Consider the following 23,870-nt stretch of genomic DNA (forward strand, 5'->3'; position numbering starts at 1 on the left):
CCTGTTTTGAGTTGAGGGGTTGAATCAATGACCAGGCGCGGTCTGCCGCCAGGCCTGGGAGCGACGCAGCAAACCGCGCGACGCCCAGGCCAGCAGCAGGGACACGCCCGCCGAGGTGAACAGAATCAGAGTCGACATCGCTGCCGCGCCGCCGACGTTGCCGGCATCGTCCATGTTCAGCACCGCCACCGCCGCGAGGAGGGTGTCGGGGCTGTAGAGGAAGATCGCTGCCGACACGGTGGTCATGGCCGAGACGAACAGGTAGCGCACGATGTCCAGCAGCGCCGGCAGGCAGATCGGCACGGTGACGCGCAGGTAGTGCCGATACAGCGGCGCCTTGAGCGACAGCGCGGCGGCTTCGAACTCGGCATCGAGCTGGCGCAGCGCGGTGGTGGCGGTCATTTGCGCAGTGGTCAAATAGTGAGCAATGGTGCAAACCACCAGCAGGGTCATGGTCCCGTAGAGTACATGCAGCGGGTTGCCGGTAAGGTTGAAGAAGAAGACGTAACCCAACCCCAGCACCAGACCCGGCACCGCCATCGGTACGAAACTGAGCATGCGCAGTGTCAGATTCAGTCCGCGCTGGCCTTTGGTTTTTTCCATCAGGTAAGCGCCGGTGAAGATCAGCACACTGCCGATCAATGCCGTACACAGCGCCATTTTCACGCTGTTGCCGTAGGCCAGCCAGCCGCCGCCCGCCGTGTCGTTGAACTGGTAATGGTTGAGCGAGAGCGACAGGTTGTACGGCCAGAACTTCACCAGCGACGAGTACACCGCCATGCCAAACACCAGCAGCAACACCGCGCAAATCAGCAGCACGATGGCCAGGTAGCAACCATCCCGCCGTTTCGACGGCGCCGGTTGAAAGACCTGTGCCCGACCGCTCATGGAATCGCCGTGACGCCGACGCAGCCAGGCGTCGACACCGAAACTGAACAGCGCCGGCAACAGCAGGACCATGCCGATCAACGCACCGCGACCAAATTGTTGCTGGCCGACCACGGCTTTGTAGGCTTCCAGCGCCAGTACCTGATAATCGCCACCGACCACCACGGGCACACCGAAGTCAGTGATGGTCAGGGTGAACACCAGACAGAACGCCGCGAACACAGCCTGACGAGTCGCCGGCCAGGTGATGCTACGGAAAGCTTTCGCTGGGCTGGCGCCCATGCTGGAGGCGGCATCGAACAGTCGCGCATCCGCCAGGGACAACGCCGACAGCAGAATCATCAACGCGTGTGGGAAGGTGTAGATGGCCTCGCCCAGAACTATGCCCCAGAAGCCGTAGATATTGTCCGAGAGCAAACCGCGCAGCATGCCCTGGTTGCCGAACAGATAAACCAGCGCAATGCCCGGCAACATCGACGGCGCCATCAGTGGCAACAGCGACATGCCGCGCCAGATGCCTTTGCCGGGAATCAACGTGCGTTGCAGCGCGTAGGCAAACAGGTAAGCCAGCGGTACGACAATCGCCGCGACGCTGAGGGACACTTTCAAACTGTTGCCGAGCAACCAGTGGAAATTCGCACTGGTCACCAATTCACGGGCGGCCACCAGACCGCCGCCCTGCCCGGCTTCAGCGCTGAACCCGCGCCAGAAGATCGCCAGCAACGGCATCAGTACCGCGACGCCGAGCAACACCAACAACAGGACCTTGCCGCCGGCCACGAACACCCGGTCGCCGATTTCGGCACGAGAGGTCTGCCGAACCTGCTTGTGCGGTATCGGCAGCGCGAGGTTCGCGCTCATCAGGCAAACACCTGCAGACTACGCGGTGGCAAGGCGACCATGATCTGCTGCGCGCCGAGACGCGGCATGGCTTCCGGCGCCAGTTCCGCGAGCAGCGCATGCCCTGGCAATTGATCGAGTTCGAAGCTCATGCGGCAGCGGTTGCCGAGGAAGGTGATCTCACGAACCTTGGCCGGGAACAGGTTTTCTTCATGCACGGGCGGGTTGACGTTGATCGCTTCCGGGCGACAGAACAAACGTCCGGACGCGGTTTTGGCGCTGCCGTCGGCCAGACGCATGTTCATCCCGCCGACCTGGGCGTGGCTGTCGCTGCTACGGCGGAACGGCAGCCAGTTGCCCTGACCGACGAACTCCGCCACAAACGGTGTGGCCGGGCGGTCGTAGATTTCCTGCGGCGTGGCGTACTGCTCGACCTTGCCGTTGTTCATCACGGCAATACGGTCAGCCATCAGCATGGCCTCGTCCTGATTGTGGGTGACCATCAGGGTGGTGATGCCGAGGTTGCGCTGCAGTTGGCGCAGTTCGGTGCACAGATGCTCGCGGACCCGGGCGTCGAGGGCCGACATCGGTTCGTCCAGCAGCAGCAACGATGGTGCCGGCGCCAGGGCCCGAGCCAGTGCGACGCGCTGCTGTTGGCCGCCGGACAATTGACCGGGGTACTTTTTCTCACTGCCGATCAGGCCGACCAGCTCCAGCATCTGACCGACGCGCCGGCGCACTTCATCGCGACCACTGCCAGCGAGGCCGTAGGCAATGTTCGCTTCAACGGTGAGATTGGGGAACAGCGCGTAGGACTGAAACAGAATGCCGTAGTCCCGAGCCTGAGGGGCCAGGTGGGAAACGTCGCGAGCGCCGAGGTACAACTCGCCGCTGTCCTGCTTCTCCAGACCGGCGATGCAGCGCAGCAAGGTGGTTTTGCCGCAGCCCGATGGACCGAGCAGACACACCAGCTCGCCGGCCGCCACGTCGAGGGAAACGTTATCCAGCGCGGTGAAGGCGCCGAAGCGCTTCTGCACGCCACGCACTTTCATCGGCGTGCCGGGGTTGGTCAGGGCAGTTGCGATCGAGTGGTTCATGGACAGGCCTCATCAAGCAGATGAGAGCCATCCTAGGGATGTAATGCGTACGTCATGTGGCAGTGAGGCAAAAACGGCTGATAGTGGTATTCAGGGATTTTGGTTGCCTGTCGTGGCGAGGGGATTTATCCCCGTTGGGCAGCGAAGCGGCCCTGAAATCTGCGACTGCTGCGCAGCCGAACGGGGATAAATCCCCTCACCACAGGGATCTATGCGGGAGCCATTTCCTGCGCCAACCCCAGAAACGCCGCCGGCAGTCGCGCGCCTTTTCGCTCCTTGAGGCAGTACAAATACTCGGGAATCTGCGGCGCATTCTCGATGGTCAGCACGCGCAATTGCGGATCATGCGGCACTTCCTGCCGGGCAATGATGCTGATGCCGATATTGCGCAACACTGCCTCACGGATCGACTCACGGCTGCCAATTTCCAACAGAGGCCCGAAACTCACCCCGGCGCTGGCCAGCAATTCCTCGGTCAGACGTCGAGTGGTCGAGCCCGACTCGCGCATCAATAACGTATGCCCGGCCAACGCACTGAGCGGTACATGGTCGTGGACCGCCAGCGGATGATTGCGATGCACCGCCAGCACCAGCGGATCGCTGCCGAGCACCCGGCGAATCAGCCGTGCATCGTCGAGCAACTGCGACGACGCCGCGACGTCCACCCGGTAATCCTCCAGCGCTTCAAGCACCTGCTGGGAGTTGCCGATCTCCACTGACACTTCCACCTGCGGCAAGCGTTCGCGGAAGGTCTTCACCAGATCGAGGATGTAGTAAGGCGCCGTGGCCGCGATGCGCAACGTGCCCTGGACCTGACCGCTGTTACGCAGAAAAAACTCGATGTCGGCTTCCTGCTGCAACAACGCCTTGACCATCGGCAACAGCCGCGCGCCTTCATCGCTGACGCTGAGGCGGCGGCCGCCACGGTAGAACAGCTCAACTGAGTACTGACTCTCCAGATGCCGAATCTGGGTCGTCACTGTGGGTTGGCTCAGGCCGAGCTTTTTCGCTGCCAGGGTAATGCTGCCCAGGCGGGCAACCATGTAAAACGCCTTCAGCTCGGCACTCAGCACACCCTTCCCTCATCGTCTATTTGCGCAACAGGCGCAAACCGTTGAACACCACCAACAGGCTCACGCCCATGTCGGCGAACACCGCCATCCACATGGTGGCGATCCCGGCGAAGGTTACCCCAAGAAAGATCGCTTTGATGACCAATGCCAGGGCGATGTTCTGTTTGAGGATGCTTGAGGTTTGCCGTGACAGCCGGATGAAGGTTGGGATCTTGCGTAGATCGTCGTCCATCAAGGCGACATCGGCGGTTTCGATGGCGGTGTCCGTGCCGGCCGCCGCCATGGCAAAACCAATTTCGGCTCGCGCCAGCGCCGGAGCATCGTTGATGCCATCGCCGACCATGCCGACGATATGGCCCTGTGCATAAAGGGCGTCGATGGCTTGCAGCTTGTCGGTCGGCAGCAGATCGCCCTTGGCCTCGTCGATGCCGACTTGCGCGGCAATCGCCTGTGCCGTGTGGACGTTGTCGCCGGTCAGCATCAGGGTTTTGATGCCCAGGTCGTGCAATTGCAGGATCGCCTCGCGGCTGGACTCTTTCACCGTATCCGCCACGGCGAACAGTGCCAGCGGGCCGGATTTGTCGAGCAGCAGCACCACGGACTTGCCCTGTTTCTCCAGGGCAAACAGCTTTTCCTCCAGCGCAGGCGAGCACAGGTTCAGTTCTTCCACTAAGCGGTGGTTACCCAAGTGGTAAACCTGACCGTTAATTTCGCCGCGTACACCGCGACCGGCCAGCGCTTCGAAGTTATCCACAGTCAGTGGTGCGAGTTGTTTATCCACAGCCGCGTTGGCAATGGCCAAGGACACTGGGTGATCGGAGCGACCGGCAAGCGCCGCCGCAATGCCTGGGGCCGATTCGTCGGCAGTTGGATCAAGAGACAAGTAATCCGTCTGCACCGGTTTGCCGTGTGTGATCGTGCCGGTCTTGTCCAAGGCCAGATAGTCGAGCTTGTAACCGCCTTCCAGATAGACGCCGCCCTTCACCAGAATCCCTTTGCGCGCCGCCGCTGCGAGGCCGCTGACGATGGTCACCGGGGTGGAAATCACCAAAGCGCATGGGCAAGCGACCACCAGCAACACCAGCGCCCGGTAGATCCAGTCAAACCATACGGCGCCCATGAACAGCGGCGGAATCACTGCAACGGCGAGCGCCAGGATAAACACCGCTGGCGTATAGATTTTCGAGAAGCTGTCGACGAAACGCTGGGTCGGCGCCCGCGCGCCCTGTGCCTGCTCCACGGCGTGGATGATCCGCGACAGGGTCGAGTTGTTGGCCGCTGCGGTTACCGAGTATTCCAGGGAACCGGCCTGATTGATGGTGCCGGCGAACACTTTGTCGCCGAGCGTTTTCTCAACCGGCAGGCTTTCACCGGTGATCGGCGCCTGATCGATGGTTGAACTGCCCGCCACCACTTCACCGTCCAGACCAATCCGTTCACCGGGACGCACCCGTACCCGCGCGCCCAGCTCGATGGTTTTGACGTCCCGCTCAATCCAACTGCCGTCGGCCTGCTGCACCGTGGCTTGTTCGGGGGTCATCTGCATCAGGCCGCCGATGGCGTTGCGCGCCCGGTCCAGTGACTTGGCTTCGATCAACTCGGCCACGGTGAACAGGAACATCACCATCGCCGCTTCCGGCCACTGGCCAATCAAAATTGCACCGGTCACCGCGATGCTCATCAGCGCGTTGATGTTCAGGTTGAGGTTTTTCAGGGCAATCCAGCCCTTTTTATAAGTGCCGAGGCCGCCGCTGAGGATCGAAATCAGCGCAATGACCGCTACAACCCAGTTCGGCGCAGCGTTGGTGAAGTGGATCACTTCGGCGGCCAGCGCACCAACGCCAGACAGCGCCAATGGCCACCACGGCTTTTTTTCAGGCGCCGGAGCGGGCGCTTCGACGCCCTGCTCCAGGGGCTCGGCCTGCATGCCGAGGGACTTGATCGCGTCGATGATCGGCGCGGTGCTCGGCAAGTCGTGGGTGACGCCCAGCACGCGGTTGATCAGGTTGAATTCCAGTTGCTGCACGCCCACGAGTTTGCCGAGTTTGTTCTCGATCAGCGTTTGCTCGGTCGGGCAATCCATGGCGTCGATGCGGAAACTGCTCAGTCGCGCACCGGCAGTCGGCGTTTCGCTGAGTTTGATCAGCGACGGTGCCGCCACTTTGGACGAACAGCAGGAATCCCCGTGACTGCCATGCTCATGTTTCTGTACAGGCTGCAGCTTGTGGCTGTGATCGTGATCGTGATCGTGATCGTGATCGTGATCAGCCTCGGGTTTGTGCGTGTGAAGGGAATCGCTCATTGGGTCGCGTCCAGAAAGGTGCCTGTTGCCAAGTAAAGACCCTGTAGCCACTATAGGGTCAAGCACCCACTTGGAGATTGCCGTCATGAAGATCGGAGAACTGGCAAAACTCACCGACTGCGCCGTAGAAACCATTCGTTACTACGAGCGCGAAAACCTGCTGCCGGAGCCGGCCCGCAGCGACGGCAACTACCGCGTCTACACCCAGGCCCACGCCGAACGCCTGACCTTCATCCGCAATTGCCGAACCCTCGACATGACGCTTGAGGAAATCCGCAGCCTGCTGGCCCTGCGCGACAGTCCACAGGATCAGTGCGAAAGCGTGAATGCGCTGATTGACGAACACATTCATCACGTCAAAGCGCGGATCGATGGGTTGATGGCGTTGCAGGCACAACTGCTCGACCTGCGCCAACGTTGCAGCGAAGGGCCGGATATTGATCAGTGCGGGATTTTGCAGCGGTTAGAGGTCAGTGGCGGGGTTGTGGCAACGGAGGTTGAGCATTCCCATGTCGGCCGAAGCCACGGCCACTGAAAACACCACAAAACCAAATGTGGGAGCGAGCCTGCTCGCGAATGCGGCTAGTCACTCAACATTGATGTCGACTGACCCACCGCTTTCGCGAGCAGGCTCGCTCCCACAGGGTTGTGCGCTAAGGCTTAAACCGCCATCGGCGCGGTCATTGGCGCGTGGTGTTCGTAACCCTCAAGCGAGAAATCGCTCGGCTCGATCAACTCCAGCCACTCCGGCTGATACACACCCGTCTTGGCAAACTCCGGCACACGGTCACTAATCACCAGTTTCGGCATCGGGAACGGCTCGCGCGTGAGCTGTTCATTCAGCATGTCCAAATGGTTTTCGTAGACGTGCGCATCACCGATGAAATAGGTGAACCAGCGCGGCGTGTAGCCGGTCAGGCGACCGATCAGGCTCAGCAGCGCGGCGCCTTCGGTGAGGTTGAACGGCGTGCCCAGGCCCAGGTCGTTCGAACGGATGTAGAGGGTCAGGGAGATTTCCTTCGTCTCGACATTCGGGTGGAACTGGTACAGCAGATGGCACGGCGGCAGTGCCATTTCGTCGAGCTGGGCGACGTTCCAGCCGTGGAACAGGATGCGGCGGCTGCCCGGGTCTTTGATGATGGTGTCGACGCACTGGCGGATCTGGTCGATCGCCTTGTACAGCACCACGTAGGCTTGACCGTCTTCTTCGCCTTCGGCGATTTGGCGGTAGCCCTGACTCAGGGTCTGTTCGATGGCGGCCTGATTGCTGACCGGAATCTGCTTGTACGCCGGCCATTTGCGCCATTGCACGCCATAGATCTCGCCGAGGTCGTCCTCGCCCTGACGAAACGGGTTGGCCAGCCACTGGGCGTTTTCGTTGGCGTTCTGATCCCAGACCTTGCAGCCCAGCGCACGGAATTCGGCGGCGTTGTTCACCCCGCGCAGAAAACCACACATCTCGCCGATGGCCGATTTGAAGGCCATCTTGCGGGTGGTGATCGCCGGGAAACCTTCCTTCAGGTCATAACGCAACATCGCGCCAGGGAAGCTGATGGTGTTCACGCCAGTGCGGTTGGCCTGTTTGGTGCCGTTCTTGATGACGTGGGCGACCAGTTCGAGATATTGCTTCATGAGTTACCTGTGTCCTTGAACCCGGGACCAAAGCCCCGGGGTTCGAATTTATACGGCCGCCGCTGGAGCCGCCGGTGCACGGTGATACGCCAGCCAGATCAGGAACAGACCGCCGACGATCATCGGTACGCAAAGCACCTGACCCATGGTCAGCCAGTTCCAGGCCAGATAGCCCAGTTGCGCGTCCGGCACCCGGACGAATTCGACGATGAAACGGAAGATGCCATAGAACAACGCGAACATCCCGGACACTGCCATGGTCGGCCGCGGCTTGCGCGAGAACAACCAGAGAATGGCGAACAGCGCCACGCCTTCGAGCGCGAACTGGTACAGCTGCGACGGGTGACGCGCCAGTTGCGCCGGATCGGTCGGGAAGACCATCGCCCACGGCACATCGGTTGCCTTGCCCCACAATTCGGCGTTGATGAAGTTGCCAATACGTCCGGCGCCCAGACCGATCGGCACCATCGGCGCGACGAAGTCCATCAGCTGGAAGAACGACTTGTCGTTCTTTTTACCGAACCACAACGCGGCCAACATCACGCCGATGAACCCGCCGTGGAACGACATGCCGCCCTTCCACACTTCAAAGATCAACATCGGGTTGGCGAGATAAGCACTCAGATCGTAGAACAGCACATAGCCCAACCGGCCGCCGACAATGACCCCCATCGACATCCAGAACACCATGTCGGAGAGTTTCTCTTTACTCCAGGTCGGGTCGAAGCGGTTCAACCGGCGCGACGCCAGCAGCCAGGCGCCACCGATGCCGATCAGGTACATCAAGCCGTACCAGTGGATTTTCAGCGGACCGATGGCCAATGCCACCGGGTCGATCTGCGGGTAAGGCAGCATTGCGACTCCTCGTTAGAGTTGAAACTTTCAAAATTCCCGGGCGACGCTGTCACGCCAGGATTAAGTCAGGATTGCGCTGCGTCAGAGCAGGAAATTCAGGCCCACGCAGAACAACAAAGCGGCGAACAGTCTTTTCAGCAACTTCGGCGACAGGCTGTGGGCCAGTCGTGCGCCGAGACGGGCGAAGAACATGCTGGTCAGGGCGATCCCCAGCAGCGCCGGCAAATAAACAAAACCGAGACTATGGGCCGGCAGCAATGGATCGTGCCAGCCCAGAATCATGAAAAATAATGCACTGGACAAGGCAATCGGCAGACCGCAGGCGGATGAAGTCGCCACCGCTTGCTGCATCGGCACGCTGCGCCAGGTCAGGAACGGCACTGTCAGCGAGCCGCCGCCAATCCCGAAAATTGCCGAGGCCCAGCCAATCACACTACCGGCCACGGTCAAGCCGACTTTACCTGGCACCGTTCGACTGGCCTTGGGTTTGAAATCCAGTGCCAGTTGCGCGGCGATGACCAACGCGAAGACGCCAATGATTTTCTGCAGGTTGGGCCCGGAAATCGCCTCCGCCGTCAGCGCCCCGAAACCGGCGCCGATGAGAATACCGAGGGTCATCCACGCAAAAATCGGCCAACGCACGGCACCGCGACGGTGATGTTCGCGAATCGCATTGAACGAGGTGAAGATAATCGTCGCCAGGGAAGTGCCGACCGCCAGGTGCGTGAGGATCGACGGATCGAACCCTTGCAGCTTGAAACTGTAGACCAGCACCGGAACGATAATGATCCCGCCGCCGACCCCGAACAGCCCGGCCAGCACGCCTGCACAGGCGCCCAGCGCCAGATAGAGCAGAAATTCCATGGCCGCATCCCCAAATAAGTGGCGGCATGGTAACGGATGCAGGGCCCAAGGCTCCACTGTGGATGGTGATGGATCGACAGGCGACGACTGAGTAGAGTGGGCAGAAAACACACAAGGACTACCTTATGTGCCTGATTGTTTTCGCTTGGCGACCGGGTCACGCCCAGCCGCTGATCGTGGCGGCCAACCGCGACGAATTCTATGCCCGGCCCAGCCTGCCGCTGGCGCAATGGCCCGAAGCACCGCACGTGCATGCCGGTCGCGACCTGGAGGCCAGAGGCACCTGGCTCGGGGTTGGCGCCCATGGACGCTTCGCCGCGCTGACCAATATCCGCGATCCGCACCAGCCGCCCGCACGCAAGTCGCGAGGTGAACTGGTGGCGCGATTTCTGATCGGTGAAATGTCGATAGATGACTACTTGGCGGACGTTATCGGACGTTCGCTGGAATATGCCGGATTTAACCTGCTGGTCGGCAATGCCAACGAACTGTGGCACTTCAATGCTCGGGAGACTGAGGCGGTGATGTTGCAGCCTGGTGTTTATGGGTTGTCGAACGCCGGGCTGGATACGCCATGGCCGAAACTGCTCAAGGCGCGGGCAGCGCTGGAGGAAGTGCTGGACGATCCGCAACCCCAGGCTTTATTGGCGTTGCTGAATGATCCGCAGACGGCGCCGTTTGCCGAACTGCCGGATACCGGAGTCGGGTTGGCTACCGAGACGTTGTTGTCCAGTGTGTTTATTGCCAGCCCGACTTATGGGACGCGGGCGAGTACGGCGTTGATTGTTCAGGCGGATGGGACGCGGTGGATGGTTGAACGGAGTTTTGGGCCGTATGGGGGGCATTTGGGGGAGGTTGAGGTGCGGGTTTAGTTTTGTGGGGTGTCAGTTGGGGCCACCCCTCACCCTAACCCTCTCCCCAAGGGGTAGAGGGAACTGATCGAGGTGTCTTGCGCTATCCATCGACCTGAAATATCGAGTCGAACTCAGGCTTTGAAAAGCATGAAGATCAGCTCCCTTTCCCCCCTCTCCCCTCTGGGGAGAGGGTTGGGGTGAGGGGTGGCTTCTGAATCCACCGCAGATCTAGAGGGTTTTAGCCGAAGCCGGATTAATCATCCGCGCCAACCCAAGGTTCTTCAGCGCCAGTTGCAGCGAGCTGTGGATAACTTGCGGGTTGTCGATGGTCATCAGTTCGGCGAGCAATTCCTTGGCCTTGCTCAGGTTGATCTGACGCAGCATCCACTTCACTTTGGGCAGGTTGGTGGCGTTCATCGACAGGCTGTCGAAGCCCATCGCCATCAACAGCACCGCCGCCGCCGGATCGCCGGCCATCTCACCGCAGATGCTCACTGGCTTGCCTTCGGCATGAGCGTCACGCACCACGCTCTGAAGGGCTTGCAGCACCGCTGGGTGCAGGTAGTCGTAGAGGTCGGCTACCCGCGGGTTGTTTCGATCCACGGCCAGCAGGTACTGGGTCAGGTCGTTGGAGCCGACCGACAGGAAGTCCACTTGCCGCGCCAGTTCCTTGGTCTGATAAACAGCCGCCGGAATTTCGATCATCACGCCGATCGGCGGCATAGGCACGTCGCAGCCTTCGTCGCGGACTTCGCCCCAGGCCCGGTGAATCAGGTGCAAAGCTTCTTCCAGCTCGTGGGTGCCGGAGATCATCGGCAGCAGAATCCGCAGGTTGTTCAAGCCTTCGCTGGCCTTGAGCATGGCGCGGGTCTGGACCAGGAATATTTCCGGGTGGTCGAGCGTGACGCGAATGCCGCGCCAGCCGAGGAACGGGTTGTCTTCCTTGATCGGGAAGTACGACAGTGACTTGTCGCCGCCGATGTCCAGGCTGCGCATGGTCACGGGTTGCGGGTGGAACGCGGCGAGTTGCTCGCGATAGATCGCCAGCTGCTCTTTTTCACTCGGGAAGCGCTGGTTGATCATGAACGGCACTTCGGTGCGATACAGACCGACGCCTTCAGCGCCACGCTTTTGTGCCCGAGCCACATCCGCCAGCAGACCGGTGTTGACCCACAACGGCATGCGGTGGCCATCGAGGGTCACGCACGGCAAGTCCCGCAACGCATCCAGCCCGAGGGCCAGTTGCTTCTCTTCCTCGACCACTTCGGCGAATTGCTTGCGCAGCACTTCGCTGGGGTTGGTGTAGACCTCGCCGTGGTAGCCGTCGACGATCATCTGGATGCCGTCGACCTTGGAATACGGCAGATCGACCAGGCCCATCACCGTCGGGATACCCATGGCTCGCGCCAGGATCGCCACGTGGGAGTTGCCGGAACCGAGTACCGACACCAGACCGACCAGCTTGCCTTCCGGCACCTCGCCAAGCATCGCCGGCGTCAGTTCTTCGCTGATCAGAATGGTGTTGTCGGGATAAACCAGGGTCTGCTGACGCTCTTCCTGCAAGTAGGCCAGCAAGCGACGACCAAGGTCTTTAACGTCCGAGGCGCGCTCACGCAGGTAGGCGTCGTCCATCAATTCGAAACGGTTGACGTGTTCGGTGACCACCTGACGCAACGCGCCCTGGGCCCACTGGCCGGTCTTGATCACGGTGGTGATTTCGCTGCCCAGCGACGCATCGTCGAGCATCATCAGGTAAACATCGAACAGCGCGCGCTCTTCCGGGCGCAACTGGTTCGCCAGTTTGGCGGACAAGGCGCGCATGTCGGCACGCACGCCTTCGATGGCGGTCTTGAACAACCCGAGTTCGGCGTCGATGTCGGTGATGGTTTTGTCGGGCACCACATCCAGATCGGCCGGCGGCAGCATGACCACCGCCGTACCGACGGCCGCACCCGGCGAACCCGGTACGCCGATGAACTTGGCTTCCTGAATGCCCTTGCCCTGACGGCCCAGGCCACGGATCGAACCGGTGGCTTCGGCGTGGGCGATAACGCCGGCGAGCTGCGCGCTCATGGTCACGAGGAAGGCTTCTTCACCTTCATCGAACTGGCGACGTTCCTTTTGCTGAATGACCAGCACGCCGACGACGCGGCGGTGGTGAATGATCGGCGCCCCGAGGAACGAGGCGTAGCGCTCTTCACCGGTCTCGGCGAAGTAGCGGTAGCGCGGGTGATCCGCGGCGTTTTCGAGGTTCAGGGGTTCTTCACGCGTGCCGACCAGGCCGACCAGACCTTCGTTGGGTGCCATGCTGACTTTGCCGATCGAGCGCTTGTTCAAGCCCTCGGTGGCCATCAGCACGAAGCGGTTGGTCTCAGGGTCAAGCAGGTAGACCGAGCAGACCTGGCTGCCCATGGCCTCTTTGACGCGCAACACAATAATCCCCAACGCCGCCTTGAGATCCTTGGCGGAGTTAACTTCCTGGACGATCTTGCGCAGCGTATTGAGCATGGCTCGGGGTCGAACTCCGTCGTCAGTCGCGCGATAAAAGGCGCGGGGCAAGCTCTTTGAGAGCGCGTCGATACACTTCGCGCTTGAATGTCACCACCTGGCCCAACGGATACCAATAGCTGACCCAGCGCCAGCCATCGAATTCCGGTTTACCGGTCAAATCCATCCGCACCCGCTGCTCGTTGGAGACCAGGCGCAGGAGAAACCATTTCTGTTTCTGGCCGATGCACAGCGGTTGGCTGTGCGTGCGGACCAGACGTTGCGGCAAACGATAGCGCAACCAGCCCCGGGTGCAGGCGAGAATTTCAACATCTTCACGCTCAAGGCCCACTTCTTCGTTCAACTCGCGGTACAAGGCGTCTTCCGGCGTCTCCTGGGGGTTGATCCCGCCCTGTGGAAACTGCCAGGCATCTTGATTGATACGGCGAGCCCATAGCACCTGTCCGGCATCATTCGTGAGAATGATCCCGACATTGGGGCGGAAACCATCGGGGTCGATCACGGCAACAACCTCGCAAACGCATGTCGCCGCATTGTTCCACAAAGGTTGTGATAGCAGCAACGAGCCGGTCTACCTTATGTGCACTCTTGTGAAAAGTCCGTATTCTGGACGCCTTTCTACAGACTTTTCAGCGAGTAACTGCAATGCGGCTGGCTTTATTCGACTTGGACAACACGCTCTTGGGCGGTGACAGTGACCACGCCTGGGGCGATTACCTGTGCGAACGCGGCTTCCTCGACGCCGTCGCCTACAAGGCACGCAACGATGAGTTCTATCAGGATTACCTGGCCGGCAAGCTAGATAACGATGCCTACCTGAACTTCTGCCTGGAAGTGCTCGGCCGCACTGAAATGGCCACACTGGATCAATGGCATCTGGATTACATGCGCGATTGCATTGAGCCGATTGTGTTGCCCAAGGGTCTTGAACTGCTGGCCAAGCACCGCGAGGCGGGTGACAAGTTGGTGATCATCACCGCGACCAACCGTTTTGTTACCGGGCCGATTGCCCAGCGTCTGGGCGTCGAAACCCTGATCGCCACTGAATGCGAGATGGTTGATGGCCGCTATACCGGGCGCAGCACCGACGTCCCGTGCTTCCGGGAAGGTAAGGTGACGCGGTTGAATCGTTGGCTGGAAGAAACCGGGTATTCGTTGGAGGACAGCTATTTCTACAGCGACTCGATGAATGATTTTCCGCTGCTGGAACAGGTGACGCATCCGATCGCTGTCGATCCAGACCATAACTTGCGCGCCGAGGCTGAGAAACGTGGCTGGCCGGTGATTTCGTTGCGCGACTGACATCGCCATCGCGAGCAGGCTCGCTCCCACAGGGATTTGCGTCGATCACAAATCCAATGTGGGAGCGAGCCTGCTCGCGATTGGGTCGACTCGGTCTAAAGCATTAAACCGGTTTGGCGCCCATCAACCCCGCAATCGCGATAAAACAAACAAAACTGAACAGTGCGAGGGCGAAGGTGAACTTGCCGTTGCCTCCCGGAACAGTGCGCAACTTGTTAAGCCGCACCAACAACCAGAACCAGCCCAACGCCGCGACGGTGTAAAGCACGCTGGACGCCAGCAACCAGGTCTGCCCCAACGGCCAGCCCACCAGATGCACCATCCACCAGCCGGTAAACGGCATGCTCAGCAGCGCCAGCCCCATCACCAACCAGATAAATACGCGCGGCCGTTGCAACGTGCGCGCGTGAGCCGTCGCGTCTCCGTTACGGCGCGTATGCCAGACCCAAATCGCCAGACCCAGTGCGCTGACCAGCAGCAACACCGTCGCCACCATATGAGCGACCTTCAGGGCGGTTAACGTTTCCATTGTTCGATTTCCTTATGGCTTGCCCATCAGCGTAGCCGCTCAGCCGAGAAACAGCAGATAGGCCGGGTTGTCGCTTTCGTCCCAGTACGGGTAGCCGATTTCTTCCAGCGCTGCGGGCACCAGGTGACGTTCCTCGTGAGGCACTTGCAGGCCCGCGACCACGCGACCATCCGCCGCGCCATGGTTGCGGTAGTGGAACATCGAGATGTTCCAGCGCCCGCCGAGCTTGTTGAGGAAGTTGAACAGCGCGCCCGGACGCTCCGGGAACTCAAAGCGCAGCACCACTTCATCGACCACATGAACAGCACGCCCACCGACCATGTGACGGATGTGCAATTTGGCCAACTCGTTGTCGGTCAGATCGAGTACCGGAAAACCCTGCTCGGTCAGGCTGGCAAGCAGCGCACTGCGCGGATCATTTTCCGGGTGCGTCTGCACGCCAACAAAGATGTGCGCCTCGCTGCCGGTGTTGTAGCGGTAGTTGAATTCGGTGATCTGACGCTTGCCGATGGCTTCGCAGAACGCCTTGAAGCTGCCCGGCTTCTCGGGAATCGTCACGGCGATAATCGCTTCGCGGCCCTCACCCAGTTCAGCGCGCTCGGCAACGTGGCGCAGACGGTCGAAGTTGACGTTGGCGCCAGAGTCGATGGCCACAAAGGTGTGCCCGGTGACACCGCGTTGCTCGACGTACTTCTTGATCCCGGCCACGCCCAAGGCGCCGGCAGGTTCAGTGATCGAGCGGGTATCGTCGTAGATGTCCTTGATCGCCGCACAGATTTCATCGGTGCTGACGGTGATCACTTCATCGACATAGTCTTTGCAGATCTCGAAGGTGTGCTGGCCAATCTGCGCCACAGCGACGCCGTCGGCGAAGAGGCCCACGGTCGGCAGGATCACGCGTTCGCCAGCAGCCATGGCGGCTTGCAGGCAGTTGGAATCGTCTGGCTCGACGCCGATGATTTTGATTTCAGGCCGCAGGTACTTCACGTACGCCGCGATCCCGGCGATCAATCCGCCACCGCCCACCGGGACGAAGATCGCGTCGAGACGGCCAGGGTGCTGGCGCAGAATCTCCATCGCCACCGTGCCCTGCCCGGCAATGGTATGGGGATCGTCGTAAGGGTGGATGTAGACGTAGCCCTTTTCGTCGACCAGTTTCAGCGAGTAGGCCAGGGCTTCGGGGAACGAATCCCCGTGCAGCACCACTTTGCCGCCGCGTGAACGCACACCTTCGACTTTGATTTCCGGGGTGGTCTTGGGCATCACGATGGTCGCTTTCACGCCCAACACTTTCGCCGCCAGGGCCAGGCCCTGCGCGTGATTACCCGCCGAAGCGGTGACCACGCCGCGAGCGCGCTCTTCATCGCTCAGTTGAGTCAGCTTGTTGTAGGCGCCGCGAATCTTGAACGAGAACACCGGCTGCAAATCTTCGCGCTTGAGCAAAATACTGTTGCCCAGCCGCTCGGAGAGCTGGCGGGCAGTCTGCAATGGGGTTTCTACGGCAACGTCATAAACGCGCGAGGTGAGGATCTTTTTGACGTACTGTTCGAGCATCGGAAAGCATCACTGAGCGGGTTGGGCAGGGTCAACGAGTCTAACCCGGCTTTCGGGCGGGCGACCACACGAATCAAGAGGTTTTAGCCCGATTCAGGAAGAGGATATACATTGTGGCGAGGGGATTTATCCCCGTTCGGCGGCGCAGCCGTCGCAAGACCAGAGAATACGGTAGAGCCCAAAGGAATGCTGGGGAGTGCTTCGCACTCCAACGGGGATAAATCCCCTCGCCACAGGAGGTTTTAGCCCGGCATGGAGCTATAATGCCGGCCTTTCCGTTCTTCCCTTGCCCGCTTCGGAGCCCGCATGACCCAGGATCAACTCAAACAGGCAGTGGCTCAGGCCGCCGTCGACTTCATCCTCCCGAAACTCGACGACAAGAGCATCGTCGGGGTCGGCACCGGCTCCACCGCCAACTGTTTCATCGACGCACTGGCCCAGCACAAAGGCGCCTTCGACGGCGCGGTCGCCAGTTCCGAAGCCACCGCTGCCCGCCTCAAGGGCCACGGCATTCCGGTGTATGAGTTGAATACCGTTAGCGACCTGGAGTTCTATGTCGATGGTGCCGATGAAAGCGACGAGCACCTGAACCTGATCAAGGGCGGCGGCGCAGCCCTGACCCGCGAGAAGATTGTGGCGGCCGTGGCCAAGACCTTCATCTGCATCGCCGACGCCAGCAAACTGGTGCCGGTGCTCGGTGCGTTCCCGCTGCCGGTCGAAGTCATCCCGATGGCCCGCAGCCACGTGGCCCGCGAGCTGGTGAAGCTGGGCGGCGACCCGGTTTACCGTGAAGGCGTGTTGACCGACAACGGCAACATCATCCTCGACGTGTTCAACATGCAGATCACCAACCCGGTGGAGCTGGAGACGCAGATCAACGCCATCGTCGGCGTGGTCACCAACGGTTTGTTCGCGGCACGTCCGGCGGATTTGCTGCTGCTGGGCACCAGCGAAGGTGTGAAAACCCTGCGCACCCAGTAAGACAAACACAAAACCCTGTGGGAGCGAGCCTGCTCGCGAAGGCGGTCTGTCAGCCGACATTTCCATCGGCTGACAGGGCCTCTTCGCGAGCAGGCTCGCTCCCACAGTTGTTTTGTGGTGTTGGTTAGGGTTGTGCTGGTTTTTTGAAGACGTAAAACAGGTTCGGCTCGCTCACCAGGTACATCGTGCCGTCGTCATCCATGGCGATCCCTTCCGCTTGCGGCACTGTCTTCTGCAACCCCTGACGCCCCTTGCTCAGTGATAGGGTACTCAGCGGTCGCCCATCCACATCCAGTTCCAGAATCAGCCGCGACTCATCCGACAACGCCAGCAGATGGCCGCTGCGCTCGTCGTATTGCAGGCTCGACAGGTCCGTCACGAACATCCCGGCATCGCGCTTGGGATTGTTCACTACGTGCACCGCGTAGGATTTTTCCGGGTTGTAATGCGGAAAGCCCTGCACTTCGTAGATCAGCATCGGGTCGCGCTCCTTGGCGACAAACAACCGTTTGCCCACCGAGTCGTAAGCCAGGCCTTCGAAACCCTTGTTGCCACTCATGTGCACGCCAAGGGTCATCTGCTCCGCATCTGCTGCGTCGAGGAACGTTGTGTCTTTCTCCAGATGAATCTTGATCAGCCGCTGCTGATGCTCGTCAGTGATCACGTAAGTGTCGGCACTGATGAACTCCACGGCTTCCGGATCGCCAAACCCGACCAGCGCAATGCGTCGAATAATCTGGCCGTCCAGCGACAGCTCGATCAGCTCGGTGTTTTTGTTGGTGACGGTGAACAGGCTTTTACGCACCGGATCGAAGGTCAGCGCCGACACATCGTCGGCCAGCCCATCAATGACTCGCGCCTCGACCGCTATCTGGTACTGATCCAAAGAGATGGACTGCCCGTTCACTGGCTGCCAAAGGGTGTGCAGGTTGAACCAGGCGCGCTCGAACAGGCGCTGGTATTGGCCGACCGCAATCAGAGTGATCAGGGCAATCACCGACAGGATCAAAAGCAGAAGCTTGGGGCGGGCAGGTCGACGCATTCAGGCGGGCTCGGAAACAAAAACAGGCGGATGAAATATCACGCCTGTATGAATTCAAGCTTAATGGCCAGTGGCCGCGAACCACAACTGGCGGATGCGATCAGTGTAGGAGCTGCCGCAGGCTGCGATCTTTTGATCTTGATCTGCTAGCGATAGTGAATCCGCCGAAGATCAAAAGATCGCAGCCTGCGGCAGCTCCTACAGGGTCAGCGTTGTTTTTCGAAGCGGTAGAACAGGTTTGGTTCACTCACCATGTACAGCGTACCCGCCTCGTCCATCGTCACGCCTTCGGCGCGAGGAATGGTCTTCTTCAAACCATTGAAGCCGCCCAGCAAGGTCATGAAGCTGACCTGCTCGCCCTTCTCGTCCAGTTCCAGCAACAGGTGGGAATCGGCGGACAGCACCAGGGTATGGCCCGTGCGCGGGTCGATGGCCAGCGCCGAGAGGTTACGGATGTCCAGTTCATCATTGGCGAGCTTTTGCTTGTCGCCCTTGAGGATCTGGCTGCCGTCGCTTTTCCAGCTGAACAGCGCCGGCGGGCGTTCCTCTCCCAGCAGGATTTGCTGATTGCGCGCGTCATAGACGACGGCTTCGAAGGCCTTGTTCTGGTCTTTCGAAGGGCCGAGGTCGTATTTCGGGAAGTTGGCGATGTTCAGCTCGCGGGTAGCGGCATCGACCTTGACGATGGAGAGCATGTGTTCGCGCTCATCGACGATGGCCAGCAGGCCATTACCCATCACGGTCACGCCTTCCGGGTTGCTCCAGCCCACCAGCGGCATTTTGCGCAGCACGTCGCCTTGCAAGGTCAGCTCGACGAGGAACGGGTTCTTGCCCATGACCGAGAACAGGGTTTTGGTCTGTGGGTCGTAGGCTAGGTCCGAGGCCTCGTCCTTTTCCATGCCCGGCAGCAATTTGCCGTCGATCACCGCCCGGTAGTCCGGCAGCCAGATACTGGCCTGACGCTCGGCGGGGCTTTCAAAACGTTCACGCAGCCAGAGCATACCGCGATCATCCCAATGCATCGCAAAGGCAAGGCCATATGCAGCGGCGGCCACCAGCAAAAGCCAGAAATACCAACGTATGACAAAGCGCGAGCGGCGGGCAGTTTTAAGCTTGGGCAGTGGTTGGGTGACCATCGAGGGATGCGTTCCAGAAATTCAGGCTAGGGGTAATAGCACAATTGGGACCGGCTCAGACGCCGCAAGTCCCGGAATTATCCGGACAAGATGTGAAAAAAACGGGAAATGGCGGGATTGCCCTTCCATTGCCCATCACAGAAACCAAATGTGGGAGCGAGCCTGCTCGCGAAAGCGGAGTGTCAGACAACATAGATGTTAACTGACACACCCTCTTCGCGAGCAGGCTCGCTCCCACAGGGTTTTGCGGTGTTTCGGTTAGCGCACGCTGCTGGTGAAGCGGCTGGCGCCTGGCAATTCCAGCACCAGTTCGTCACCGACATTCAGCGGACCAACACCCACTGGCGTACCCGTCAGGATCACGTCACCGGCCTGCAGCGAGAAGCATCCGGCCATGTGCTGGATCATCGGCACGATCGGGTTGAGCATTGCGCTGCTGTTGCCATCCTGGCGCACTTCGCCGTTGATGGTCAGGCGGATGCCGATGTCGGTCAGGTCAGCGAAGGTGCTGCCGGACACGAACGGCGCAATCACCGCTGCACCGTCGAAGGACTTGGCGATTTCCCACGGCAGGCCCTTGGATTTAAGCTCGGCCTGCTTGTCGCGCAGGGTCAGGTCCAGGGCCGGAGCGAAGCCGGAGATAGCATCGAGCACTTCTTCACGGCTCGGTTTGGTCGACAAAGGTTTACCGATCAACACCGCGATTTCCGCTTCGTAATGCACCGAACCACGTTCGGTCGGAATGCTGAAACCATCTTCCAGCGGCACGACGCAACTGCCCGGCTTAATGAACAGCAGCGGTTCTGTAGGCACCGGGTTGTCCAGTTCCTTGGCGTGTTCCGCGTAGTTACGGCCGATGCACACCACTTTCCCCAGCGGGAAGTGAATACGCGTACCGTCGACATACTGGTGCTGATAGCTCATTACCGACTCCTGTTTCGTAGCTCTTAAATTCAAAAGTCAAACAGCGAAAATTTTGCCCGGGTTCATGATGCCGTTCGGGTCGAATACCGCTTTGACGGCTTTCATGTACTCGATCTCAACCGGCGAGCGGCTATAGGTCAAGTAGTCCCGCTTGGTCATGCCCACGCCGTGTTCGGCGGAAATCGAGCCGTTGTACTTCTCGACGGTTTCGAACACCCACTTGTTGACGGTCGCGCACTTGGCGAAGAACTCATCCTTGCTCAGGTTTTCCGGCTTGAGGATGTTCAAGTGCAGGTTGCCGTCGCCGATGTGGCCGAACCAGACGATTTCGAAATCCGGGTAGTGTTCGCCGACGATCGCATCGATTTCCTTCAGGAAGGCCGGGACTTTCGACACAGTGACCGAAATGTCGTTCTTGTACGGCGTCCAGTGGGAAATGGTCTCGGAGATGTATTCGCGCAGCTTCCAAAGGTTTTGCAGCTGGGTTTCGCTCTGGCTCATCACGCCGTCCAGCACCCAGCCCTGCTCGACGCAGTGCTCGAAGGTTTCCAGGGCGTGGTTGGCCACCTCTTCGGTGGTCGCTTCGAATTCCAGCAGCGCGTAGAACGGGCAATCGGTTTCGAATGGCGCCGGGACATCGCCACGGGCCATGACCTTGGCCAGGGCTTTGTCGGAGAAGAATTCGAACGCAGTCAGGTCGAGTTTGCTCTGGAACGCGTGCAACACCGGCATGATCGAGTCGAAATCGGCAGTGCCAAGAACCATGGCGGTGAGGTTTTTCGGGGCACGGTCCAGACGCATGGTGGCTTCGACCACAAAACCCAGGGTGCCTTCAGCGCCAATAAACAGCTGACGCAAGTCGTAACCGGTGGCGTTCTTGATCAGGTCTTTGTTCAGTTCCAACAGATCGCCCTTGCCGGTCACGACTTTCATGCCCGCGACCCAGTTACGGGTCATGCCGTAGCGAATCACCTTGATTCCGCCGGCATTGGTGCCGATATTGCCGCCAATCTGGCTCGAACCTGCCGAGGCGAAATCCACCGGGTAGTACAGGCCTTTTTCTTCGGCGACGTTCTGCAGGTGCTCGGTGACCACGCCCGGCTGGCAGACCGCAGTGCGATCGGTCATGTTCACGTCGAGGATCTGGTTCATGTAGTCGAAGGACACAACGACTTCGCCATTGGCGGCCACGGCAGCGGCGGACAGCCCGGTGCGACCGCCGGACGGCACCAGCGCAACCTTGTGCTCATTGGCCCAACGGACAATGGCCTGAACCTGCTCAGTGGTCTTGGGGAACACGATGGCGGTCGGGGCCGGGGCAAAATGCTTGGTCCAATCCTTACCGTAAGCATTCAGGGAGTCGGCATCGGTCAGCACCTTGCCAGGCTCAACCAGGGTCTTCAGCTCTTCAATCAGGGCAGGATTGGTCATCGACAGAACTCTCGAACAATTCATGGTCATCCTGAGAACGCTTCACGTCGCAGGAATGAGTGTTTAGCGGGGTGCATATGCTAGCATAACGACCCCGCAGGATAGTGCCCAACGGCTGTTCTGCGGCGACGGCTTTCTTGCCGTCCGGGTCAGCATCTGTTGACCATTTCCTGCCATTTTTCTCCGGGATACAGGTTTACGCAGATGAGCAAGACTTCTCTCGATAAGAGCAAGATCAAGTTCCTTCTTCTCGAAGGCGTCCACCAATCGGCTGTCGACGTCCTCAAGTCGGCGGGCTACACCAGCATCGAGTACCTCACAGGTTCTCTGCCGGAAGCCCAGCTGAAGGAAAAGATCGCTGATGCTCACTTCATCGGCATTCGCTCCCGCACTCAACTGACCGAAGAGATCTTCGATCAGGCGAAGAAACTGGTGGCTGTCGGCTGTTTCTGCATCGGCACCAACCAGGTCGACCTCAACGCGGCTCGCGAACGCGGCATCGCGGTGTTCAACGCACCGTACTCCAACACTCGCTCGGTAGCCGAGCTGGTGCTGGCCGAAGCGATCCTGTTGTTGCGCGGCATCCCTGAGAAGAACGCCTCCTGCCACCGTGGCGGCTGGATCAAGAGCGCGGCCAACTCCTTCGAAATCCGCGGCAAGAAGCTGGGTATCGTGGGTTACGGCTCGATCGGTACTCAATTGTCGGTCCTGGCTGAAGGCCTGGGCATGCAGGTGTACTTCTACGACACCGTGACCAAGCTGCCACTGGGCAACGCAACGCAAGTTGCCAGCCTGCCCGAGCTGCTGGGCATGTCCGACATCGTCACCCTGCACGTACCAGAAACCGCTGCGACCCAGTGGATGATCGGCGAGAAAGAAATCCGTGCGATCAAGAAGGGCGGCATTCTGATCAACGCCGCTCGCGGCACCGTGGTCGAACTGCAAGCCCTGGCGGACGCGATCAAGGACAAGCACCTGATCGGTGCGGCCATCGACGTATTCCCGGTGGAGCCGCGCTCCAACGAAGAAGAGTTCGAAAGCCCGCTGCGTGGCCTGGACAACGTGATCCTGACCCCGCACATCGGCGGTTCCACCGCTGAAGCCCAAGCCAACATCGGTCTGGAAGTGGCAGAGAAGCTGGTCAAGTACAGCGACAATGGTACGTCGGTATCGTCGGTGAACTTCCCGGAAGTGGCTCTGCCGGCTCACCCTGGCAAGCACCGTCTGCTGCACATCCACGAGAACATTCCGGGTGTGATGAGCGAGATCAACAAGGTCTTCGCCGAAAACGGTATCAACATTTCCGGTCAGTTCCTGCAGACCAACGAGAAAGTCGGCTACGTCGTGATCGACGTCGACGCCGAGTACTCGGAAATGGCACAAGAGAAGCTGCAGCACATCAACGGCACCATTCGTTGCCGCGTGTTGTTCTGATCGCGTTTTGAGCGACAAAAAAGGGAGCTCCTCGGAGCTCCCTTTTTTACGGCTGCTTTTTCATGCCTGTGGAAACGTTACTTCACATTCACGGTGATCTTCTTCGACACGATGGGCGGATCGAACGGCAGGTGAGTGCTATCGCCCAGCTCGAGCTGCAAGGTGTGCTTGCCTGGCGTCAGTTTAACTTCAGCCTGGGTCTGCGCCTTGCCGAAGTGCATGTGGTTGGCATCTTGCGGAATGGGAGCGCCGGCGGCAGGAAGCTTGTCGACATCGATCAGCAAATGGTGATGACCGGTGTTTTTGGTGACATTACCCGCTGGCGCCAACGCGATGTTCTCGACGGCGAACTTGACGATGAAGGTTTGCGGAACCGTGGCACCGTCCGCAGGAGAAACGATGGACACTTCTGCACCCTTGGGGGCCGGGGTAGCAGCCGTTGCCAGCATCGAAGCACTCAGCAACAGGCCAGCGAATGCTGCTCGTGACATAAACGTTTTCATTCTCTTCTCCAGTTTTTTCGTAAAATCCGCGTGACCATGACAACTTCACGGCCATTCGTTGTCGAAGGCTCTCGACAACCATAGCAAAGCGAGCCTGAACAGAGCGTCGCGATAATGAATT

At 59.9% G+C, this 23,870-nt stretch carries 21 protein-coding genes; 5 read left to right on the forward strand and 16 right to left on the reverse strand.

The genetic code is table 11. The features are described 5' to 3' along the window. Positions 1-24 precede the first annotated feature (24 nt). The 4 genes from ACYZTW_RS31625 to ACYZTW_RS31640 form a co-directional block, all read right to left on the reverse strand. Positions 25-1,749 (reverse strand): putative 2-aminoethylphosphonate ABC transporter permease subunit, encoded by a 1,725-nt coding sequence (locus ACYZTW_RS31625; protein WP_462003134.1) that lies wholly within the window; start codon positions 1,747-1,749, stop codon positions 25-27. Continuing rightward, on the reverse strand, positions 1,749-2,825 hold the full coding sequence (locus ACYZTW_RS31630; RefSeq protein ID WP_462003135.1) for a putative 2-aminoethylphosphonate ABC transporter ATP-binding protein: 1,077 nt from the start codon (positions 2,823-2,825) through the stop codon (positions 1,749-1,751). Before ACYZTW_RS31630 ends, ACYZTW_RS31625 begins: the two co-directional genes overlap by 1 nt. A gap of 209 nt (positions 2,826-3,034) precedes the next feature. After that, a complete protein-coding gene (locus ACYZTW_RS31635) occupies positions 3,035-3,898 on the reverse strand; it encodes a LysR family transcriptional regulator (RefSeq protein WP_123361013.1) in 864 nt (287 codons plus the stop codon). Positions 3,899-3,914: 16 nt separating this feature from the next. After that, positions 3,915-6,200 carry a heavy metal translocating P-type ATPase gene (locus tag ACYZTW_RS31640; RefSeq protein WP_462003136.1) on the reverse strand — a complete coding sequence of 762 codons (2,286 nt, stop codon included), beginning with the start codon at positions 6,198-6,200 and terminating at the stop codon, positions 3,915-3,917. Positions 6,201-6,285: 85 nt separating this feature from the next. Between ACYZTW_RS31640 and cadR the strand changes: the two genes are divergently transcribed. Next, complete coding sequence (gene cadR, locus ACYZTW_RS31645; RefSeq protein WP_140675167.1) at positions 6,286-6,735, forward strand: Cd(II)/Pb(II)-responsive transcriptional regulator; 450 nt, start codon at positions 6,286-6,288, stop codon at positions 6,733-6,735. A 125-nt stretch (positions 6,736-6,860) separates the two neighbouring features. Here the strand turns inward: cadR and ACYZTW_RS31650 are convergent, their stop codons facing one another. The 3 genes from ACYZTW_RS31650 to ACYZTW_RS31660 all read right to left on the reverse strand — a co-directional run bounded on the left by ACYZTW_RS31650 (position 6,861) and on the right by ACYZTW_RS31660 (position 9,551). Beyond that, a complete protein-coding gene (locus ACYZTW_RS31650; RefSeq protein WP_462003137.1) occupies positions 6,861-7,832 on the reverse strand; it encodes a thymidylate synthase in 972 nt (323 codons plus the stop codon). 48 nt (positions 7,833-7,880) lie between these two features. Beyond that, on the reverse strand, positions 7,881-8,687 hold the full coding sequence (lgt, locus tag ACYZTW_RS31655; protein WP_462003138.1) for a prolipoprotein diacylglyceryl transferase: 807 nt from the start codon (positions 8,685-8,687) through the stop codon (positions 7,881-7,883). A gap of 81 nt (positions 8,688-8,768) precedes the next feature. Beyond that, a complete protein-coding gene (locus ACYZTW_RS31660; protein ID WP_462003139.1) occupies positions 8,769-9,551 on the reverse strand; it encodes a sulfite exporter TauE/SafE family protein in 783 nt (260 codons plus the stop codon). Between the two features lie 125 nt (positions 9,552-9,676). Between ACYZTW_RS31660 and ACYZTW_RS31665 the strand changes: the two genes are divergently transcribed. Beyond that, on the forward strand, positions 9,677-10,423 hold the full coding sequence (locus tag ACYZTW_RS31665) for an NRDE family protein (protein WP_462003140.1): 747 nt from the start codon (positions 9,677-9,679) through the stop codon (positions 10,421-10,423). 210 nt (positions 10,424-10,633) lie between these two features. Here the strand turns inward: ACYZTW_RS31665 and ptsP are convergent, their stop codons facing one another. Together ptsP and ACYZTW_RS31675 are read right to left on the reverse strand one after the other, a co-directional pair. Continuing rightward, complete coding sequence (ptsP, locus tag ACYZTW_RS31670; protein WP_462003141.1) at positions 10,634-12,913, reverse strand: phosphoenolpyruvate--protein phosphotransferase; 2,280 nt, start codon at positions 12,911-12,913, stop codon at positions 10,634-10,636. Between the two features lie 22 nt (positions 12,914-12,935). After that, a complete protein-coding gene (locus ACYZTW_RS31675; RefSeq protein ID WP_008150514.1) occupies positions 12,936-13,415 on the reverse strand; it encodes an RNA pyrophosphohydrolase in 480 nt (159 codons plus the stop codon). A gap of 143 nt (positions 13,416-13,558) precedes the next feature. Between ACYZTW_RS31675 and ACYZTW_RS31680 the strand changes: the two genes are divergently transcribed. Beyond that, complete coding sequence (locus ACYZTW_RS31680; protein WP_462003142.1) at positions 13,559-14,215, forward strand: histidinol-phosphatase; 657 nt, start codon at positions 13,559-13,561, stop codon at positions 14,213-14,215. A gap of 103 nt (positions 14,216-14,318) precedes the next feature. Here ACYZTW_RS31680 and ACYZTW_RS31685 read toward each other — a convergent pair whose 3' ends face one another. Together ACYZTW_RS31685 and ilvA are read right to left on the reverse strand one after the other, a co-directional pair. Further along, positions 14,319-14,744, reverse strand: coding sequence for a DUF2269 domain-containing protein (locus ACYZTW_RS31685; RefSeq protein ID WP_462003143.1), 426 nt, complete (start codon positions 14,742-14,744; stop codon positions 14,319-14,321). Between the two features lie 39 nt (positions 14,745-14,783). Continuing rightward, positions 14,784-16,298: a threonine ammonia-lyase, biosynthetic gene (gene ilvA / locus ACYZTW_RS31690; RefSeq protein ID WP_462003144.1), complete on the reverse strand. Its 1,515-nt coding sequence runs from the start codon at positions 16,296-16,298 to the stop codon at positions 14,784-14,786. A 306-nt stretch (positions 16,299-16,604) separates the two neighbouring features. Here ilvA and rpiA point away from each other — a divergent pair, with 306 nt between their 5' ends. After that, positions 16,605-17,279 (forward strand): ribose-5-phosphate isomerase RpiA, encoded by a 675-nt coding sequence (gene rpiA, locus ACYZTW_RS31695; RefSeq protein WP_462003145.1) that lies wholly within the window; start codon positions 16,605-16,607, stop codon positions 17,277-17,279. Between the two features lie 124 nt (positions 17,280-17,403). Here the strand turns inward: rpiA and ACYZTW_RS31700 are convergent, their stop codons facing one another. The 4 genes from ACYZTW_RS31700 to ACYZTW_RS31715 form a co-directional block, all read right to left on the reverse strand. Further along, positions 17,404-18,321, reverse strand: a complete 918-nt coding sequence (locus tag ACYZTW_RS31700) for an SdiA-regulated domain-containing protein (RefSeq protein ID WP_462003146.1) — start codon at positions 18,319-18,321, stop codon at positions 17,404-17,406. Between the two features lie 206 nt (positions 18,322-18,527). Beyond that, entirely contained in the window at positions 18,528-19,457 is a 930-nt protein-coding gene (locus ACYZTW_RS31705; protein ID WP_462003147.1) for an SdiA-regulated domain-containing protein, read from the reverse strand. A 258-nt stretch (positions 19,458-19,715) separates the two neighbouring features. Continuing rightward, a complete protein-coding gene (locus ACYZTW_RS31710) occupies positions 19,716-20,381 on the reverse strand; it encodes a fumarylacetoacetate hydrolase family protein (RefSeq protein ID WP_462003148.1) in 666 nt (221 codons plus the stop codon). Positions 20,382-20,417: 36 nt separating this feature from the next. Further along, positions 20,418-21,812, reverse strand: a complete 1,395-nt coding sequence (locus tag ACYZTW_RS31715; protein ID WP_462003149.1) for an FAD-binding oxidoreductase — start codon at positions 21,810-21,812, stop codon at positions 20,418-20,420. A gap of 204 nt (positions 21,813-22,016) precedes the next feature. Between ACYZTW_RS31715 and serA the strand changes: the two genes are divergently transcribed. Next, positions 22,017-23,246, forward strand: coding sequence for a phosphoglycerate dehydrogenase (gene serA, locus ACYZTW_RS31720; RefSeq protein WP_462003150.1), 1,230 nt, complete (start codon positions 22,017-22,019; stop codon positions 23,244-23,246). A 77-nt stretch (positions 23,247-23,323) separates the two neighbouring features. Here serA and ACYZTW_RS31725 read toward each other — a convergent pair whose 3' ends face one another. Further along, a complete protein-coding gene (locus tag ACYZTW_RS31725) occupies positions 23,324-23,749 on the reverse strand; it encodes a DUF4399 domain-containing protein (RefSeq protein WP_462003151.1) in 426 nt (141 codons plus the stop codon). Positions 23,750-23,870 lie beyond the last annotated feature (121 nt).

This window comes from Pseudomonas sp. LB3P25 (assembly GCF_054897985.1).